Origin of the sequence: Streptomyces sp. NPDC127068, from assembly GCF_042724695.1 — a bacterium.
In the GTDB taxonomy this organism is placed as follows: domain Bacteria; phylum Actinomycetota; class Actinomycetes; order Streptomycetales; family Streptomycetaceae; genus Streptomyces.
Window position 1 is genome coordinate 1 of sequence record NZ_JBHXEN010000071.1, and the last position, 16522, is coordinate 16522.

At 69.6% G+C, this 16522-nt stretch carries 14 protein-coding genes; 9 read left to right on the forward strand and 5 right to left on the reverse strand.

Going from position 1 to position 16522, the window contains the following annotated elements; genetic code table 11:
* Positions 1 to 95: 95 nt before the first annotated feature.
* The gene (locus ACFWIA_RS31600) at positions 96 to 1532 is read left to right on the forward strand and encodes an aldehyde dehydrogenase family protein (protein WP_387010682.1); all 1437 of its coding nucleotides are present in this window, start codon (positions 96 to 98) and stop codon (positions 1530 to 1532) included.
* A gap of 141 nt (positions 1533 to 1673) precedes the next feature.
* On the opposite strand, the gene trxA is transcribed toward ACFWIA_RS31600, so the two are convergent.
* Entirely contained in the window at positions 1674 to 2243 is a 570-nt protein-coding gene (trxA, locus tag ACFWIA_RS31605; RefSeq protein ID WP_387010683.1) for a thioredoxin, read from the reverse strand.
* Between the two features lie 36 nt (positions 2244 to 2279).
* On the opposite strand from trxA, the gene ACFWIA_RS31610 reads away from it, so the two are divergent.
* Both ACFWIA_RS31610 and ACFWIA_RS31615 read left to right on the forward strand, forming a co-directional pair.
* The gene (locus ACFWIA_RS31610) at positions 2280 to 3707 is read left to right on the forward strand and encodes a dihydrolipoyl dehydrogenase family protein (RefSeq protein WP_387010684.1); all 1428 of its coding nucleotides are present in this window, start codon (positions 2280 to 2282) and stop codon (positions 3705 to 3707) included.
* A gap of 263 nt (positions 3708 to 3970) precedes the next feature.
* Complete coding sequence (locus tag ACFWIA_RS31615) at positions 3971 to 4480, forward strand: hypothetical protein (protein ID WP_387010685.1); 510 nt, start codon at positions 3971 to 3973, stop codon at positions 4478 to 4480.
* A gap of 551 nt (positions 4481 to 5031) precedes the next feature.
* Here the strand turns inward: ACFWIA_RS31615 and ACFWIA_RS31620 are convergent.
* Entirely contained in the window at positions 5032 to 5970 is a 939-nt protein-coding gene (locus ACFWIA_RS31620) for a LysR family transcriptional regulator (protein WP_387010686.1), read from the reverse strand.
* Between the two features lie 196 nt (positions 5971 to 6166).
* Here ACFWIA_RS31620 and ACFWIA_RS31625 point away from each other — a divergent pair, with 196 nt between their 5' ends.
* Positions 6167 to 7300 (forward strand): alkene reductase, encoded by a 1134-nt coding sequence (locus tag ACFWIA_RS31625; RefSeq protein WP_387010687.1) that lies wholly within the window; start codon positions 6167 to 6169, stop codon positions 7298 to 7300.
* A gap of 181 nt (positions 7301 to 7481) precedes the next feature.
* Here the strand turns inward: ACFWIA_RS31625 and ACFWIA_RS31630 are convergent, their stop codons facing one another.
* Together ACFWIA_RS31630 and ACFWIA_RS31635 are read right to left on the reverse strand one after the other, a co-directional pair.
* Positions 7482 to 8327 (reverse strand): SDR family NAD(P)-dependent oxidoreductase, encoded by an 846-nt coding sequence (locus ACFWIA_RS31630; protein WP_387010688.1) that lies wholly within the window; start codon positions 8325 to 8327, stop codon positions 7482 to 7484.
* 28 nt (positions 8328 to 8355) lie between these two features.
* Positions 8356 to 8769, reverse strand: a complete 414-nt coding sequence (locus tag ACFWIA_RS31635) for a PPOX class F420-dependent oxidoreductase (protein ID WP_387010689.1) — start codon at positions 8767 to 8769, stop codon at positions 8356 to 8358.
* Positions 8770 to 8915: 146 nt separating this feature from the next.
* Between ACFWIA_RS31635 and ACFWIA_RS31640 the strand changes: the two genes are divergently transcribed.
* Complete coding sequence (locus ACFWIA_RS31640) at positions 8916 to 9455, forward strand: TetR family transcriptional regulator (RefSeq protein ID WP_387010690.1); 540 nt, start codon at positions 8916 to 8918, stop codon at positions 9453 to 9455.
* A gap of 90 nt (positions 9456 to 9545) precedes the next feature.
* Here the strand turns inward: ACFWIA_RS31640 and ACFWIA_RS31645 are convergent, their stop codons facing one another.
* A complete protein-coding gene (locus ACFWIA_RS31645) occupies positions 9546 to 10868 on the reverse strand; it encodes a glycoside hydrolase family 18 protein (RefSeq protein WP_387010691.1) in 1323 nt (440 codons plus the stop codon).
* A gap of 1548 nt (positions 10869 to 12416) precedes the next feature.
* On the opposite strand from ACFWIA_RS31645, the gene ACFWIA_RS31650 reads away from it, so the two are divergent.
* The 4 genes from ACFWIA_RS31650 (at position 12417) to ACFWIA_RS31665 (ending at position 16508) form a co-directional block, all read left to right on the forward strand.
* Positions 12417 to 12689 carry a hypothetical protein gene (locus tag ACFWIA_RS31650; protein ID WP_387010692.1) on the forward strand — a complete coding sequence of 91 codons (273 nt, stop codon included), beginning with the start codon at positions 12417 to 12419 and terminating at the stop codon, positions 12687 to 12689.
* 537 nt (positions 12690 to 13226) lie between these two features.
* Positions 13227 to 13967 carry a DUF1684 domain-containing protein gene (locus tag ACFWIA_RS31655; RefSeq protein ID WP_387010693.1) on the forward strand — a complete coding sequence of 247 codons (741 nt, stop codon included), beginning with the start codon at positions 13227 to 13229 and terminating at the stop codon, positions 13965 to 13967.
* A 52-nt stretch (positions 13968 to 14019) separates the two neighbouring features.
* Positions 14020 to 15543 (forward strand): ABC transporter substrate-binding protein, encoded by a 1524-nt coding sequence (locus tag ACFWIA_RS31660; RefSeq protein WP_387010694.1) that lies wholly within the window; start codon positions 14020 to 14022, stop codon positions 15541 to 15543.
* Entirely contained in the window at positions 15543 to 16508 is a 966-nt protein-coding gene (locus ACFWIA_RS31665; protein WP_387010695.1) for an ABC transporter permease, read from the forward strand. Before ACFWIA_RS31660 ends, ACFWIA_RS31665 begins: the two co-directional genes overlap by 1 nt.
* Positions 16509 to 16522: the final 14 nt, after the last annotated feature.

The window sequence follows — 16522 nt, forward strand, 5'->3', positions numbered from 1 at the left end:
TCGCTGCTCCACGTCACCGCGACCGCCCGGCCCGCACGTGCGCGGCGCACCACAGCACCACCGGCACCGACACCCACGGCGAAGGGAAACCGGCAATGACCCTGCTCGACCCGTTGACCTGGCAGTCACCCCCACTGACCGGGCCGTCGTACGACGTGGTGGAACCGGCCACCGGACAGGTACTCGGACAGGTGCGGCGCGCCGGGGACGAGGACGTGCCCACGGCCGCCGCGCGGGCCGCAACCGCCCGGACGGGATGGGAGCGACTGCCCTACACCGAACGGGCCGCGGTGCTCAGGCGGGCGGGGGACCTCTTCACCGCACACGCCGACGAACTGCGGGAATGGCTGGTCCGGGAGTCCGGCTCGATACCGGGGAAAGCGGACTTCGAGCTGGGAGTGGCCGCCCAGGAGTGCTACGAGGCCGCCGCGCTCGCCTCCCGGCCCACCGGGCAGGTACTGCGCAGCGCCAGCCCCCGGCTCTCGTACACCCAGCGGGTCCCGGCCGGAGTTGTCGGTGTGATCGCCCCGTTCAACGCCCCGCTGATCCTCTCCGTCCGCTCGGTCGCACCGGCGCTCGCACTCGGCAACGCCGTGCTGCTGAAGCCGGACCCCCGGACGGCGGTCTGCGGCGGCCTCGCGCTCGCCGCCGTGTTCGCCGCCGCCGGACTACCGGCGGACCTGCTGCACGTGCTGCCCGGGGGCCCGGACACCGGGCAGCGGCTCATCGCCGACCCGCACGTCCCCGTGATCTCCTTCACCGGCTCCACCCGGACGGGCCGCTCGGTCGCCGAGACCGCCGGCCGCCACCTCAAGCGGGCGCACCTCGAACTCGGCGGCAACTCCGCGTTCGTCGTCCTGGAGGACGCCGACCTGGACACCGTGCTGTCCGCCGCGGCCTGGGGGTCCTTCTTCCACCAGGGACAGGTCTGCATGACCACCGGCCGCCACCTGGTGCACGCCTCCCTCTACGAGGAGTACGTGGAGCGACTCACGGCCAAGGCCGACGCACTGACCGTCGGTGACCCGCACCGGGAGCAGGTCCACCTCGGTCCGCTCATAGACGGGGGGCAGACGCGCGCCGTACACGAACTGGTCACTGCCAGTGTCGCCGCCGGCGCGAAGCTCCTCACGGGCGGCAGTCACGACGGCCCCTTCTACCGGCCCACCGTGCTCGCGGGGGTCGACCACGACGCGCCGGCCTACGCACGCGAGGTGTTCGGGCCCGTCGCCCCCGTCCGTCCCTTCGCCACCCTGGACGAGGCCGCGGCCCTGGCCGCCGCCGATCCGTACGGACTCTCCCTGGGCATCGTCACCCGGGACGCCGCCCGCGGTCTCGCGCTCGCGGAGCGCATACCCACCGGCATCGTGCACATCAACGACCAGACGATCGGCGACGAGGCGGTGGCGCCCTTCGGCGGAACCGGCGGATCGGGCACCGGCGCCCGCTTCGGCGGGGACGCCAACGCCGACGCGTTCACCGAACTGCGCTGGACCACCGTGGACGGGGACGTACCCGCCTACCCGTTCTGAACCCGTCCCCGCACGTACGCCCGCCCCGTCCCCGTACGCACGTCACGGCCGGTACCCCGAGGATCACGAGGGGTACCGGCCGTGACTGCTATGTCTATGGCTACGGTCACCGGGCTCCGTGGAACCGGCCGGTGCAGCGGATCAGACGTTCGGCCCCGACGCCTCGGTCTGCTTCTCCTCCGCGGCGATCGACTTGCGGACCTCGTCCATGTCGAGCCCCCGCGCCTGACCGATCACGTCGTCGAGCACGGCCTGCGGCAGCGCTCCGGGCTGCGAGAACACCGCGACCTGGTCACGGACGATCATCAGCGTCGGAATCGACTGGATGCCGAACGCCTGCGCCAGCTCCGGCTGCGCCTCCGTGTCGACCTTGGCGAACACCAGGTCCGGGTTGGCCTCGGCGGCCTGCTCGTAGACCGGGGCGAACTGACGGCACGGACCACACCAGGCCGCCCAGAAGTCGATCAACACGAACTCGTTGTCGGTGACCGTCTGGTCGAAGTTCTCCTTGGTCAGTTCCACGGTCCTGCTCATGTCCGCCGCCTGCTTCCTGGTCTCGGGGCTGGTTCTTCCTGGGGTCCCGTCGGCACCGCTCGGCACAACGGCGACGGGTACCGGGATATTCCGTGCGGCGCCCCCCACCGGGGTCGCCCCGTCACCCGGAGCCATCCACCGGCGGGGGACCCGTCCGGCCACCCGGCGCGTACCCATGTGGCTCCCGCGCACACCTGCGTCCAGACTGTCCCCATGACGGAAACGACCGAGTACGACGTGGTGGTGCTGGGCGCGGGCCCGGTGGGGGAGAACGTGGCCGACCGGACCCGCGCGGCCGGGCTGAGCACGGCGGTGGTCGAGAACGAACTGGTCGGCGGCGAGTGCTCCTACTGGGCCTGCATGCCCAGCAAGGCACTGCTGCGGCCGGTGATCGCCCGTGCCGACGCCCGCCGCACCCCCGGGCTGTCCGCCGCCGTGCGCGGACCGCTCGACACCCGGGCGGTCCTCTCCCACCGGGACGAGGTGGCCGCGCACTGGAAGGACGACGGCCAGGTCGCATGGCTGGAGTCGACCGGCGCCCGGTTCTACTGGGGCCACGGCCGGCTGGCCGGTCCCCGCCGCGTCACGGTCACCGGGCCCGACGGCGCGACCCACGTCCTCACCGCGCGCCAGGCGGTCGCCGTCTGCACCGGCAGCCGGGCGGTGCTGCCGGACCTGCCGGGCCTCGCCGACGCCAAGCCGTGGACCAGCCGCGAGGCCACCAGCGCGGACCGGGCACCGGGGCGGCTCGTCGTCGTCGGCGGGGGAGTCGTCGGGGTCGAGATGGCGACGGCCTGGCAGCACCTCGGCTCGCAGGTGACGCTGCTGGTGCGCGGCGACCGGCTGCTGCCGCGCATGGAGCCCTTCGCCGGGGAACTCGTCGCCGAGTCCCTGCGCGAGGCCGGCGCCGACGTCCGGACGGGCACCGCGGTGCGGTCCGTGGCGCGCGCGGGGGACACCGTCACGGTCACCCTCGACGACGGCGAGCGCATCGAGGCGGACGAACTCCTGATCGCCACCGGCCGCGCGCCCCGCACCGACGACCTCGGCCTCGACACGGTGGGGCTCCCCCAGGGCGACTGGCTGCCCGTGGACGACAGCCTGCGGGTCGAAGGCCACCCCTGGCTCTACGCCGTCGGCGACGTCAACCACCGTGCGCTCCTCACCCACCAGGGCAAGTACCAGGCCCGGATCGCGGGCGCCGCGATCGCCGCCCGCGCCCAGGGGGTGCCGATCCTGGAATCGGACCGTTGGGGCGCCCACGCGGCCACCGCCGACCACGCGGCCGTCCCCCAGGTCGTCTTCACCGACCCCGAAGCGGCGGCGGCCGGGCTGACCCTCTCCGAGGCGGAGGCCGCGGGCCACCGGGTGCGCGCCGTGGACTACGACATCGCCTCCGTGTCGGGTGCCTACCTCTACGCCGACGGCTACCGGGGCCGGGCCCGGATGGTCGTGGACCTGGACCGGGAGGTCGTCCTCGGCGTCACCTTCGTGGGCCCCGGAGTGGGCGAGCTGATCCACTCCGCCACGATCGCCATCGCCGGCGAGGTCCCCCTCGAACGCCTGTGGCACGCGGTCCCGTCGTACCCGACGATCAGCGAGGTGTGGTTGCGGTTGCTGGAGGCGTACCGGCAGGGGTAGTCGCTCTCAGTCTTCCGCCGCTGAGGCGACGCGGTGATCCCTTGGCGGCCCGGGGAACGAAGGATTGTGCGGGGGCGGCTCTCGCTGTGGCACTCTGCGGACATGCAAAGGTGCCGTGCCGTCCGGAGCGTTCATCCGCTGCGGCGTGCCGGGGTTCTTGACGAGGGGTGAGGGCTACTGCACGCACTGGTCAGTGCCTTCTCCGTATGGGGGAAGGCTGGGCATGGCGGCCTGCGCCCTGAGTTCCGTGAGATGGGGTAACCGTGTCCTCGACCGTCTTCCGTAGCGGCATCGGATGGTTGCGCTTCGAACGGGGACCCGATGAACTGAGGGTCTGGAGCGTGGAACAGGTGCCGGAGAGCGGGCTGTACGGTGGCCTCGTCGAGGTCAACCTTCTGCTCGAAGGCACCGATGATATCGACGCGGCCGATCTTGTCCTGGTCGGAGAGGTACTCGGCAGTCTCGATCACTACCTGGAGACGGGGCTCCGCTTCGTGCGGGAGGCGTTGGAGGCAGACCCGGAATTCTTCGGTCTCACCGAAGCGGAATCGGAGTCCTACCGCAGCGTGCCGGACGCGGATTTTCCTCTGGGTGCTCCACAACTCAACTTCTACGCCGACGAGTGGCACCTGCGTTTCGCCGAGGGGCGTTTGCCCGTCTGTGACCCCTACGGTCTCGTGATCGCATTCAGCGGACAACGGCCTCTGAGGGTGGAGGACGTGAGTGACGCCGCTGCCGTCGACACCGATGGCTCGGGGCGACACGCTTCCTGAACCACCGGCTCAGGAACTCCGCCGGATCTCGACCGGCACTGGAGTGCGGCGGTCGTTGTCGCCGGAATCGCCGCGGCCCACCGGGCCGGCGCCCTGACCGCAGCCGGTACCGACACCCGGTGTCGTCCACGGCCGCGGGACCGCTCCCGGTGGCCGACCCCGGCGAAGGCCGCCAGGGTTCCTGCGACTTGTCATTGACGGATGTCCAGTGGGCGGTGATCGAGCCGCTGCTGCCGATGCGGGAGCTCCGTCGCGCCGGTCGGCCGTCGCGGTTCCCGCGTCGGCCGGTCGTGGGCACCGTGTTGCCCGCCCGGGGGCCTGCCGATGCCTGTGGCGTGGCGGCTAGGGTGTGTCCTTTACGGCGGTTGCCGGAGGCATACAGGCAGGGGTAGCCAGGTGCCGGCCGGGAAACGGTGTCCCTCCCGTGCCCCACTCGGTGGCGGAGGCCCCGGCCCGACTCCTCCTGGGCAGGAGGGAAGCCCGGCTGGTCGACGGCGTGCACCGAGGCGCCGCCGATCGTCGCATTCGCGAGACCAGTGGCGAGGGGATGCTCACCCATTCCGGCCAGGGTGATCGTGTCCTCGGTCCTTTAGTCCTTCGTCTAGTCCTTCGTCCAGACAGCAGTGGACGAAGTCCTGGACGACGGGGTTGGTGTCGTCGACGGGTGCCCAGGCCACGGCGACCTGGCTGGGGCTGACGCCGCTGACGGGACGGTAGGTGATGCCGGGGCGGACGTAAAAACGGGCTGAGGATTCGGGGGTGAGTGCGATGCCGTAGCCGTTGGCGATCGCGCTGAGCCAGTCGTCGGGCTGGTCGACGACGGCACCGATGCGGACCGGGCTGCCCTCGCGTTCGTCGGTGGCCAGCCAGTACTCCCGCCACCGGCCTGTCTCCGGTGGGGCTGCCACGAACGGCTCCTCCCACAGGTCCCGGAAGGGGATCAGGTCCCGTGTGGCGAACGGGTGGGCCGTGGGAAGCGCGACCCAGCGGTCCTCGGTGAACAGCACCTCGACGCGCAGGGTGTCCTGGCAGGGGAAGGGCAGCCGCAGCAGAGCGGCATCGACGTTCGAACCGGCGAGTCCGGCTGTCGGGTTCGACCACGCGGCCTGCCGCATGTCGACCCTCCAGCCCGGCCGACGACGTGCGAACGACGCGATGATCTGCTGAGTGGCTTCGTTGGCGGCGCTGGCCACGAAGCCGACCCGAAGCACGCGGGCCGCTCGGGCGGCCGTCCTCTTCGTCTCCCGCGCCGCGCGGTCCCAGTCGGCCAGCAGCGCGGGCACACGTGCCAGCAGTGCCCGGCCCGGCTCGGTGAGGGCCATGCCGGCCCGGGACCGAGCGAACAGCGTGACGCCGAGCTGGGCCTCCAGTTGCCTGATCTGTTTCGTCAGCGCCGGTTGGGACACGAACAGCCGTTCTGCGGCACGGGTGAGGGTCCCCTCCGCCGCTACGGCGGCGAAGTAGCGCAACAGCCGGGTGTCGACATCCATGCCGCCAGGTTATAGATGCAGGTATTGGATGCAAACGCAGGTCTCGTCGAGAGTGATTCCAAGAGCCGAGAACCGAGAGCGATTCGTGGATACGAGCAGCGACTCACCCCGCCAGGAGGCGGGGGAGATGTTACGTCCGGTCCCGGGCCCGGAATCCGCCTCGACGGCAGGAGAGACCCATGATGCGGAGAAGTCCATGACGAACACCGTTCAGCCGACCGCCCTCGACCAGCCGCTGCTGCGGCGTGCGGACTTCGGGAACCTCGTGCTGCCCAACCGGGTGGTGATGGCCTCGGCCACCCGTGCTCGCGCGGCCAACGAAGGGCTGGTGCCAACGGAACTGCACGCCGCGTACTACGCCCAGCGGGCCGCCGCCGGGCTGATCATCACCGAAGGGACCTGGGTCTGTGAGCAGGCCATCGGCTTCGCCAACGTCCCCGGCGTCTACAGTGAGGAGCAGATCGCCGGGTGGCGGCGGGTCACCGACGTCGTCCACGCGCTCGGCGGCCGTATCGTGCTCCAGCTCTGGCACAGCGGGGCCGTATCGCACCCTGATCACCTCCGGGGAGAGCTGCCCGCCGGGCCGTCCGCAGTCAACCCTCGGGAGCGGTCCTTTACGGCGAACGGCTTCCAGAAGACAGTCGTGCCCCGCGAGATGAGCGTTGCGGACATCGAGCGCACCATCACCGACTACCGCTCGGCCGCGGCGAACGCACGGCGCGCGGGGTTCGACGGGGTCGAGGTCTATGCCGTCGGTCCCTTCCTCATACCGCAGTTCCTCAATCCCCGGCTGAACCGCCGCACCGACTCCTACGGCAGGAACCCCGCCGGGCGGCGATGCCTGCTGTTGGAGATCATCGATGCCGTCGCCGAGCCGTGGGACAGCCGCGGCATCGGTGTCCGGCTCTCGCCCTACTGGAATGTCGGCGAGCTGTTCACCCCCGACGACCGGACCCTCGCGGACTACGACGAACTGGTGACGAAGCTGCGCGACCGACCCGTGACCTATCTGCACCTCCAGGGGAGGCAGCCCGCCGCTGCGGACGACGCCCCCCACTTCGAGGCGTTCGCCCGCTACCGACGACTGTTCGACGGCCCCCTGATCGCCAACCTCGGTTTCGACCACGGCTCCGGGAACGCGGTCATCGAAGCAGGCATCGCAGACGCGGTCTCGTTCGCCAGGCACTTCATCGCCAACCCCGACCTCGTCGCCCGCTTCGCGATGAACCGGGACCTGACGGTCGGGGACCCGGTCACCTACTACTCGGGCGACGTGAACGGCTATCTCGACTACCCGATGGTCAACTGGCACGGCGACACCCGGTCCTGAGGCGGACATCAAACTGGGGAGTGGGCTCGCCGGAGGTCGCCCATGGAGAGGCGAGTGCGTCTGATCGGTGGTCCTCGTAGGAGACTGGCGCGGTTCGGCTACGGTGTGTCCATTGCGGCGGCTGCTGGAGGCGTACAGGCAGGGCTGACCGTCGCTCACACCACACGCACAGTGCGCCGTGTCAACTGCTCCTCGTGTCCAGGGCATGGCCCGCCAGCACCCCCTCGGTGCGCAGATGCAGTCGGCGGGCCTGCTCGACCGAGAACCCGGGGCCTTGTGGGAGGAGGGGCGTATCCCGGACGAAGGCGCTGAGTGCGGTGTCGGGTGGGCTGTCGAGCACTCGGATGATCGGGAGCACGGCTTCTTCCACCGGTTGGGCGGTTCTGCGGACGTCGGCGATCCGGGCCAGGGTCTCCGGGGTGTACTCCCCGGAGAATCCGGTGTTGACCGTTCCCGGGTGGAACAGGACGTACCGCACTTTCGTCCCTGGCCGGCGGTCCGCGTAGGCGACGCCGAGCAGGTCGTTGAGCCGGCCGCCCTGTGTGAGAGCTGTGTGCCCGTCGTACTCCCGGGCGAGCTGGAGGTCGTCCCAGTGGATCTTCCCTGCGCCGCCGGGCCCTGCGACATTGACGATGACCGGGGCATCGGCGGAATCGAGGAGGCCGGTCAACCCGTGGCTCAGGACGAATCGGCTCAGATAGAAGTGGGCGAAGGTGTTCTCGAAACCCTCGGCCGTGACCAGGCGGGTGGTACGGAAGTGCCGGGCGCACAGCACCAGGGCATCGACCTTCGCGAAGGACGAGCGGAGCGTGTCGAGCAGTGCTCCGGTCTCGGACAGCAGGCTCAGGTCGGCGCGGAGGAAGTGCGTCCGGGAGGCCGCATCGTGTCGTCGCGCGGCCTCCAGCCATGCCTCGCCCTTCTCCGCGTCGCGTCCGACCACCACCACCTCCTGTCCTCTTTCCAAGTAGGTGCGGGCGACGGCCGCGCCGATGCCGTCCGTGCCGCCGGTGATGACGTAGGTCTTCACCGCGGTACTCCTCGCTCGTGCCCCCGGCTCACAGGAACCGTGCCGCGATCTTCTCGGGAGCGATACGGACGGTCACCAGTTCCGGAAGGGCCGCGTGGGATTCCGGGTTGTGCTCGGCGTAGGGCATGCCGGTGTACTTGACGGCCAGTTGGTCCAGGCGCTCGCGGCTGCCCGGGCTTTCGAACCGGGCTGTGCCGCTGATCGACGCGTACTCGTACGGCTCGTCCGGCGGGTTCACCATGACGCCCAGCCGTGGATCGTGCCGCAGGTTGCGCACTTTGACCTTGTCGACACCGGTCACGAGGAAGAGCTCGTCGTCCTCCCTCCCGATCCAGACCACCGACTGGTGCGGGCTCCCGTCGGGCCGCAGGGTCGCCACAGTGACGAAGATCCGGGCATCGAGGGCCTCCTTGAGTTTCACGGACAGGTGGACCGGGCTCACGCGTGACTCCTGACTGAGTGCAGACGCTGCGACAGACGCGTCGAATGAATCAAGTGCCACAACTATGAGGCATTTAAGTGAAGGTATGCAACAGTGATGGGGTGATTGATGGTTCATTTGCCGTTCCCCGTAGACTTCGGATCACGATGAGAGCTGACGCGGAACGCAACCTGGACGCAGTCCTCCGGACCGGCGCGCGCCTGCTGGCGACCGACCCCGGTACGAGCATCGCGGCGATCGCGGCGGCGGCGGGGGTCGACCGGCGCACCGTCTACCGCCGCTTCACCACGCGCGAGGAGCTCCTGGCCGCAGTCCATACCGCCAAGCTCGATGCCTGCGAGCAGGTCGTCGCCGAGGCGCGACTGACCGAGGCGCCCGTGCTGGTCGCCCTGCACCGCTATGCGGAAGGCATCATCGCCGTCAGCAGACGGTTGCCGGTGGACGTGCGGCAGGTACAGGATGAGGCGGGGGTCGATCGTCTCCGCCGGTTGTTGGAGCGGCTCGACGGCTTCATGGATCGCGCGGTGCGCGAAGGCGTCATCCGCCCCGGGCTTCCCGACCGCTGGGCCCGCTCGCTACTCGTTCATCTCACCACCATGGCCGCGCACGAGATGCCGGAGCTGACGAACGCCCAGGGGGCCGACATGGTGGTCCAGTCACTGACCACGGGCCTCCGCCCGGCCTGAGCGGGCGTGCGCCGTGAGGAGTCTGTCTATGCGGACGCGCATCCGGTGGCGGCCGGGTCGCCCCGCCCGCCACCGGGTCGTAACCGCAGGTCAGCGCCGCAGACCGCGGTCCAGCGCAGCGATCAGCGAGCCCTGGGCGTCATCCCCGTCCAGGGACCAGACCATCACGCCGCCGAGACCGTTCCGCTGGGTGTAGCGGGCCTTCTGGGCGGCGGTGGCCGGGGTGTCGTACGTCCAGAACTCGGTGCCGTCGTACTTCCAGGCCGCGCCGTGCTTGCGGTCGGTGTGCACGGAGCCCGGTAGGTCCTTGATGGCCTTGTAGGGCAGCTGGCCGCCGCCGCGCGGGGACATGCCGGTGGCGGGCTGGTAGAGGCCGTTCTTCGTCCCGGCGGGCACTCCCGTCCAGCCGTAGCCCCAGGACGGCACCCCGAGCACTGCCTTGCGGGCCGGCAGGCCGCCGGCCAGGTAGTGCCGCACGACCCGGTCCGCGCTGTAGCTGTAGTCGATGCCGGAGGGGTCGGCCGGGTCGGTGTAGAGGTTCGCCTGGTGGTTGGTCGGGCCCTGCGGCTCCCAGGAGCCGTGCATGGTGTAGGTCATCAGGTTCAGGTAGTCCACGTGGCGGGCGACCTTCCGCAGCTCCAGCCGGTCCGCGACGTCGGTGTTGGCGGCGACGGCCGCCGTCAGGAGGTGGCGCCCCCGCTCGCCGTTGCCCAGCGCGTCCAGCTGCCGCCGGAACTCGGCCAGCAGCAGGGTGAAGTTGCGACCGTCCTCGGGGCGCACCGAGTTGTCCGGCAGGCCGTCGCCGCCCGGGTGCTCCCAGTCGAGGTCGATGCCGTCGAAGACGCCCGCGCCACTGCCCGGGCCGCCCTCCAGCGAGCCCAGCTGCGGCAGGTTGCCCTTGATGTAGAGGTCGACGCAGGAGGCGACGAACTTCTTGCGCGCGGCGTCAGTGGCGGCCACGTCCGAGAAGTACTTGGACCAGCCCCAGCCGCCGATCGAGATGACGGCCTTCAGGTGGGGGTTCTTCGCCTTCAGCTTCCGCAGCTGGTTGAAGCTGCCCTTCAACGGCTGGTCCCAGGCGTCGGCGACGCCGTCCACCGAGTCGGCCGCGCCGATCGGGCGCTGGTAGTCGGCCCAGGCGTCGGCCTGGTCGGCCAGGTTGTCCTCGAAGCAGGTGCCCTCGGGGGAGATGTTGCCGAAGGCGTAGTTGATCACGGTCAGCTTCGCCGCCTGGCCCGAGTCCTGGACCTTCTTGGCGGAGAAGCCGCTGTAGGCGCTCCACCCGGTGAAGTAGGCCACGCGGTGGCCGGGCAGCCGGCGGCTGTCGTCGTCATCGGCGTGAGCGGTCGCGGGGACCGCGACGAGCGAGGCGAGCAGAGCCGTCGCCAGGAACGCGGAGGTGCGTCTGAACATACTGGTGGCCTTGTCTGAGTGGGGTCAGATGATCTGTACCGATCGCGAGAAGAGGTCTAGTCCATGCCGGGGGTGCACACAAGAGGCCGGACCGCACGAAGTGGCCCGACTCTCTTGGGAACTGATGGAGCGCCAACTGGCGTGCTGGCTCTGCCGCTTGACCTGATGCGCCGCGGTTCGGCTGTGGGAGCGGTAGACGAACTCGGTTCCCTCGCCCAGGACCCCGTCCGGTTCGCGAGTGAGCGACTCGCCCTCGCCGCGCAGGGCGTGGAGAGCATGCCTGATCCTTCACGTGCTCTCGTTTCGGGTGCCTGACTCGTCCGCTTTGCCGCGTGACTCCGGAGTCATCGATCCCCTTCGCTGCCGGACGGCTTTCCGCGCTCGCCCTGTGTGGCTGCGAATCTCAGGCTCTTGCCGACGGGTCCAAAGGGGCGGGCTGCGGTGTGTCTTTTGCGGCGACTGCTGGGGACGTGTAGGGAGGGGTGGCCGCGCTAAGTCTTGTGTCGCGGGGGTCGGGTCGCGAGCGACGGGCTCGTCGAGCCTTACTCCGCCGGGGCTACGCGGTGGCCTTCTGGTGGGCTGGCCCGCGCGGCAGAAGAGTCAGAGGGGACCGGCGCGCGCCCTTTGTCACCCTGTCTCTTTGCTGGCAGCGATGCGCCAGATCTGGACGAGGCAGTACTGATCCGCACCGTTAAGTTCTTCTTGCCGCTCAGGAAGCATGAGGAGGGATTCGCGAGGGCTTGTCAATGGAGAGGTGAAGGGGCCCCTCTCGTGGTTGAACACCCAACGCCATCGCATTCCGTACAATCCGGGCGAAGGGAGAGTGAGCGGGACTTCCCACTGGCCTGCGTCAATGGTTTGCAGCGCAAGGTAACCACTGGGAAGTTCCACCTCCACGTCCGCTTCCCCGGACCACTTGACACTGCTTTGAAGCGGTTCAGTAGACCAACTCTCCAGTCGCACGGACGCCCTGATCACCTGAGGTGGCACCTGTAAGTAGACCATGCCTGGAGCGGAGAGGAGCCAGTTGGAGCGATCCGTATGTGGCGAATAGGTATCCACGCTCGTATCCACCAGGCCCAGAATGCGATAACTCGGCGAGACCTCCGCCTCGCAGGAATCAAGAATTCTACGCAAGGGCACCTCGTGCGTTGATGAATGAGTCACCGGTAGAATAGTTCACCTGCATGGGTGCAGGGGTAGGGAACGGGTACTACGACGGTTGCGGTCGATGCCTTGCTGGAGTCCGCCGCCTTGCGCAGCTGTCCGCCGTCGCCAACGCACCGGAGCACCGGTGCGGCTGTTTTCCGGAGCCGACCGTTCACCGGGCCCGGCCGCCTCGACCGCAGGGTTGATGCGGGCGTCCGGTCAGCGCGATGCCCGGTTCGCTGGGATGTGCACATGGATTCGGCCACGGTCAGTGGATCGGCCAATTCGTCGTGGAACGCGCGCTTCCCGTTGATCGTCGGAGCCCACGGGGACAAGCTTCAGCGCAGCCGGGGCGGGGGCCCCGGCGCACCATGGGGAAGTAAGGAGAGCTCACACATCATGTCGATTCGCAGAACGTTCTCCGTCGCGGCCGTGGCGGCGACCCTGGCGGGCGCCGCGTTGATCACCGCACCCACCGCCCAGGCGGCACCCGTCGCGCCCTCGGCACCCGCCGCGCCCACCGCCGCCCAGTCGGTCTGGCTGAACTACGGCTCGTACTACTCCGCGACGAACTGTCACTTCACGGGGCAGGCCTTGGTCCGGGTCGGGCACGCGTTGGAGTACTCCTGTGGCAGTGCCCCGGACCACGAGCTGTGGGTCCGGCGCGGCTGACCTTCCAGTGCAGCGCGTTCCCGAACCCCTGACTGGCAGAGCGGTTGGGGGTGGACCCGCTGTCCGGCCCGCCCCGCACCTCGTGCGGGCTGGGCCGGCAAGGAGAAGCCGTCCTGGGCGAGGCGAGTCCCCCTCGGGCTGATGGCCCACTGGTGGCGCACCGCGTCGAACGGGCCGAGGTGCTGCGCGCCCGCAACGCCGGCGGGCAGACCTTGAGGAGGAGGGCGGGCGCTGTGCCCGAGTGTGGCGACCGTCTCAGAAGCCGGCGGGCGCGAACTGCGTCCGCTGCCCCTCGCCGCGTTCGCCGGGAGCCGGCCTCGTACTAAGTAGCCGCTGGCCAGAGGGTGTTGGGCGGGGGTTCGCTGTCCTCCGGCGTGCCGCTGTCGACCTGTACCGCTCCGCGGCCCGTTTCCTACTCCGTCTCGCTATGTGTCATCACTTGACATTAGTCCGCCTTATGGAAGATAAAGATCAAAGTTTGGGTTGAACCTCACGCTGTGTGACGTTTGATCGTGATTCCGTCGAACATCTATGTGAATGAGTGCTGCCGTGTCCCACCCCGCCGTTCCCCTGCGCCCCACCCCCGATCCCGTGCGGGAGTGGGAGGCGTGGTGTGCCGAGCGGCGGCGCGCGGTCACCTCCGCGACCGGCAACCTCGCCCTCGTCGAGACCCGTTGGCTCCCCGCGGGCCAGCTCCCCGACCCGGCGGCCGAGCGTGCCGGGCAGCCGGCGACCGTCACGGTCACCACCGTCGAGCGCACCGACCTCGTCACCGGCGAGCCCGAGCGCGGGTTGCGCTTCTGGGACGCCGACGCCCCCGCGATCCGCGCGTTCGTACACACCGAGGTCTTCCCCTACGACCCGGCGTGGGTGCTGGACGCCACGTACACCCCCGTCGCCGGGGCCCGGAAGATCGCCTTCGAGCACATCCGGGACAACGGCGGCACCCGTGACCTGGTCGTGCCCGGCGACATCCGGCTGACCGTCGACGGCCGCGACTACACCCTCAACGCCTTCGATGACGACGGCGTGCTGCTGCTGGTCTTCGGCGACCCCACCAACGGACAGAGCACCTACGGCGCCGGTCGCTTCCTCTTCGTGGACCGCACCGGCGAGGACACCGTCCGCCTCGACTTCAACCGGGCCTTCGTGCCGCCCTGCGGATTCTCCGATCAGTACAACTGTCCGATGCCGCCGCGGCAGAACCGCTTCCACCTGCCCGTCGCGGCCGGTGAGAAGCGTCCCGTCTTCCGCGGCGGCGTCCCCGCACAGCACTGATCCGACCCCCGGCACCTCCGACCGCCGCAGCACGAAAGCGCACTTTTCTGCCATGAACACGAAGAGCCTTCGCACCTCCTCCGCCCTCTCCGCCGCGACCGCCGCGGTCCTCGCCCTCGCCCTCACCGCCTGCGCCGGCGACTCCACCGGCGCCACCTCCGGCGGCAAGCACGACCCCAACGCCACCGTGAACATCGGATCCCTCTACGAGCCGCAGAACCTCGACAACACCGGCGGCGGCGGACAGGGCGTCACCGAAGCCCTCCACGGCAACGTCTACGAAGGGCTGTTCAAGCTCACCGACGGCGGCAAGGTGGAACCGCTCCTCGCCGAGTCCCACCGGATCAGCGCCGACGGCCTGACCTACACCTTCACCCTCCGCGACGGGGTCACCTTCCACAGCGGCAAGAAGCTCACCAGCCAGGACGTCAAGCACAGCCTGGAACGGGTGCTCGCCCCCGACTCCCAGTCGGCACGGAAGAAGAACCTCTCCGTGGTGAAGTCGATCGCCACCCCCGACCCGCGCACGGTCACCGTCAAGCTCTCCCAGAAGTCGATCTCCTTCGTCTACAACCTCACCTACGTGTGGATCGTCAGCTCCGAGGCGAAGGACCTCAAGCAGAGCGAGGACGGCACCGGTCCCTACCGGCTCGACCGGTGGACCCGCGGCTCCGCGCTGAGCCTGGACCGCTTCGCTGACTACTGGAGCGACGCGGCGGCCAACAAGAAGGTCGTCTTCCGCTACTTCAAGGACGCGACCGCACTCAACAACGCCCTGCTGACCAACGCCGTCGACGTGGTCACCAGCGAGCAGTCGCCCGACGCCCTCGACCAGTTCGAGAACAACCCCAGCTACAAGGTCACCGAGGGCAACTCGACCACCAAGCTGCTGCTCGCGTTCAACGACAAGGCCAAGCCCTTCGACGACGCCCGGGTCCGCCAGGCGGTCTCGTTCGCCATCGACGACAAGAAGCTGCTGGAGTCCGTCTGGGGCGGCCACGGCAAGCTGATCGGCTCCATGGTCCCGCCCACCGACCCGTGGTACGAGGACCTCACCGCGATCGACGCCCACGACCCCGAGCGCGCCAAGAAGCTGCTCGCCGAAGCCGGCCACCCCAAGGGCTTCAGCCTCACCCTCGACACCCCCAACTACGACCCGCACCCCACGGCCGCCACCTTCATCACCTCCCAGCTCGCCAAGGTCGGCATCACCGTCAAGATCAACACGATCACCCCGGACGAGTGGTACACCAAGGTCTACAAGAACCGGGACTTCCAGGCCACGCTCCAGGAGCACGTCAACGACCGCGACCTGGTCTGGTACGGAAACCCGGACTTCTACTGGGGCTACGACGACCCGCAGGTCACCGCCTGGGTCGAGAAGGCCGAACAGTCCTCCACCGCCGCCGAGCAGACCGAACTGCTGAAGAAGGTCAACCGCAAGACCGCCGAAGACGCGGCCAGCGACTGGCTCTACCTCTACCCGCAGATCGTGGTCGCCAACACCCGGCTCTCCGGCTACCCGCTCAACGGACTGAACTCGCAGTTCTACGCCTACGACATCAAGAAGGGCTGATGGCGCGCTACGCCCTGCGACGCTTCGCCTTCCTGCTGGTCTCGCTGGCCCTGGCGAGCGTGGTGCTCTTCGTCCTGCTGCGGATGCTCCCCGGCGACCCGGCCAACGCGCTGACCGCCGTCGGAGCCACCGACGAGCAGATCGCCGCCGCCCGCGCGTCGATCGGCTCGGACCGTCCCCTGCTAGAGCAGTTCGTCCACTGGATCGGCCAGCTGGTCCGCGGTGACCTCGGTACCTCCTTCGTCAGTTCGCTGCCGGTGGGGCCCGAGGTCACCACCCGGCTCAGGGTCACCCTCCCGCTCACCCTCGCCGCGTTCGTGCTGGCCGTGCTGATCGCCGTACCGGCCGGATTCCTCGCCGCCCACAAGCGGCGCACCTGGTACGGCGCCCTGCTCAACGGCGTCTCCCAGCTCGGCATCGCCATCCCGGTGTTCTGGCTCGGCATGATCCTGGTCGTGGTCCTCGCGGTGAACGCCCGCTGGTTCCCCGCCGGCGGCTTCCCGCCCGACGGCTGGGCCCAGCCGGGCGAAGCGGTCCGCTCGCTCGTCCTCCCGGTGATCACCATCGCCCTGGTGATGAGCGCGTCCCTGATCCGGTACGTGCGCTCCGCCGCCCTCGACGTCCTCGGCAGCGACCACCTGCGCACCGCACGCGCACTGGGGTCCTCCTTCGGTGGTGCGATGTGGCGGCACGGGCTGCGCAACGCCTCCGTACCGGTCATCTCCATCCTCGGCATCGAACTGGCCTCCACGCTGCTCGGCGCGGTCGTCGTGGAGTCCGTCTTCGCCCTGCCGGGGCTCGGCTCCCTGCTCACCACCGGCATCACCCAGCACGACTACCCCGTGATCCAGGGCGTGCTGTTCGTGTCCACCCTCGCGGTCCTGCTGATCGGCTTCGCCGCCGACCTCGTCCAACGGATCGTCGACCCGCGCCTGCGCGCCGGACTGTCGGGAGGCCCCCGGTGACGTCCCTCGAACCC

Excerpts from the sequence above, each read along its gene's own strand:
- ACFWIA_RS31600 (WP_387010682.1), top strand. The coding sequence starts at position 96 with ATGACCCTGCTCGACCCGTTGACCTGGCAGTCACCCCCACTGACCGGG.
- ACFWIA_RS31625 (WP_387010687.1), top strand. The coding sequence starts at position 6,167 with ATGACGAACACCGTTCAGCCGACCGCCCTCGACCAGCCGCTGCTGCGG.
- ACFWIA_RS31610 (WP_387010684.1), top strand. The coding sequence starts at position 2,280 with ATGACGGAAACGACCGAGTACGACGTGGTGGTGCTGGGCGCGGGCCCG.
- trxA (WP_387010683.1), bottom strand. The coding sequence starts at position 2,243 with ATGGGTACGCGCCGGGTGGCCGGACGGGTCCCCCGCCGGTGGATGGCT.
- ACFWIA_RS31640 (WP_387010690.1), top strand. The coding sequence starts at position 8,916 with ATGAGAGCTGACGCGGAACGCAACCTGGACGCAGTCCTCCGGACCGGC.
- ACFWIA_RS31650 (WP_387010692.1), top strand. The coding sequence starts at position 12,417 with ATGTCGATTCGCAGAACGTTCTCCGTCGCGGCCGTGGCGGCGACCCTG.
- ACFWIA_RS31665 (WP_387010695.1), top strand. The coding sequence starts at position 15,543 with ATGGCGCGCTACGCCCTGCGACGCTTCGCCTTCCTGCTGGTCTCGCTG.
- ACFWIA_RS31620 (WP_387010686.1), bottom strand. The coding sequence starts at position 5,970 with ATGGATGTCGACACCCGGCTGTTGCGCTACTTCGCCGCCGTAGCGGCG.
- ACFWIA_RS31655 (WP_387010693.1), top strand. The coding sequence starts at position 13,227 with ATGAGTGCTGCCGTGTCCCACCCCGCCGTTCCCCTGCGCCCCACCCCC.
- ACFWIA_RS31660 (WP_387010694.1), top strand. The coding sequence starts at position 14,020 with ATGAACACGAAGAGCCTTCGCACCTCCTCCGCCCTCTCCGCCGCGACC.
- ACFWIA_RS31645 (WP_387010691.1), bottom strand. The coding sequence starts at position 10,868 with ATGTTCAGACGCACCTCCGCGTTCCTGGCGACGGCTCTGCTCGCCTCG.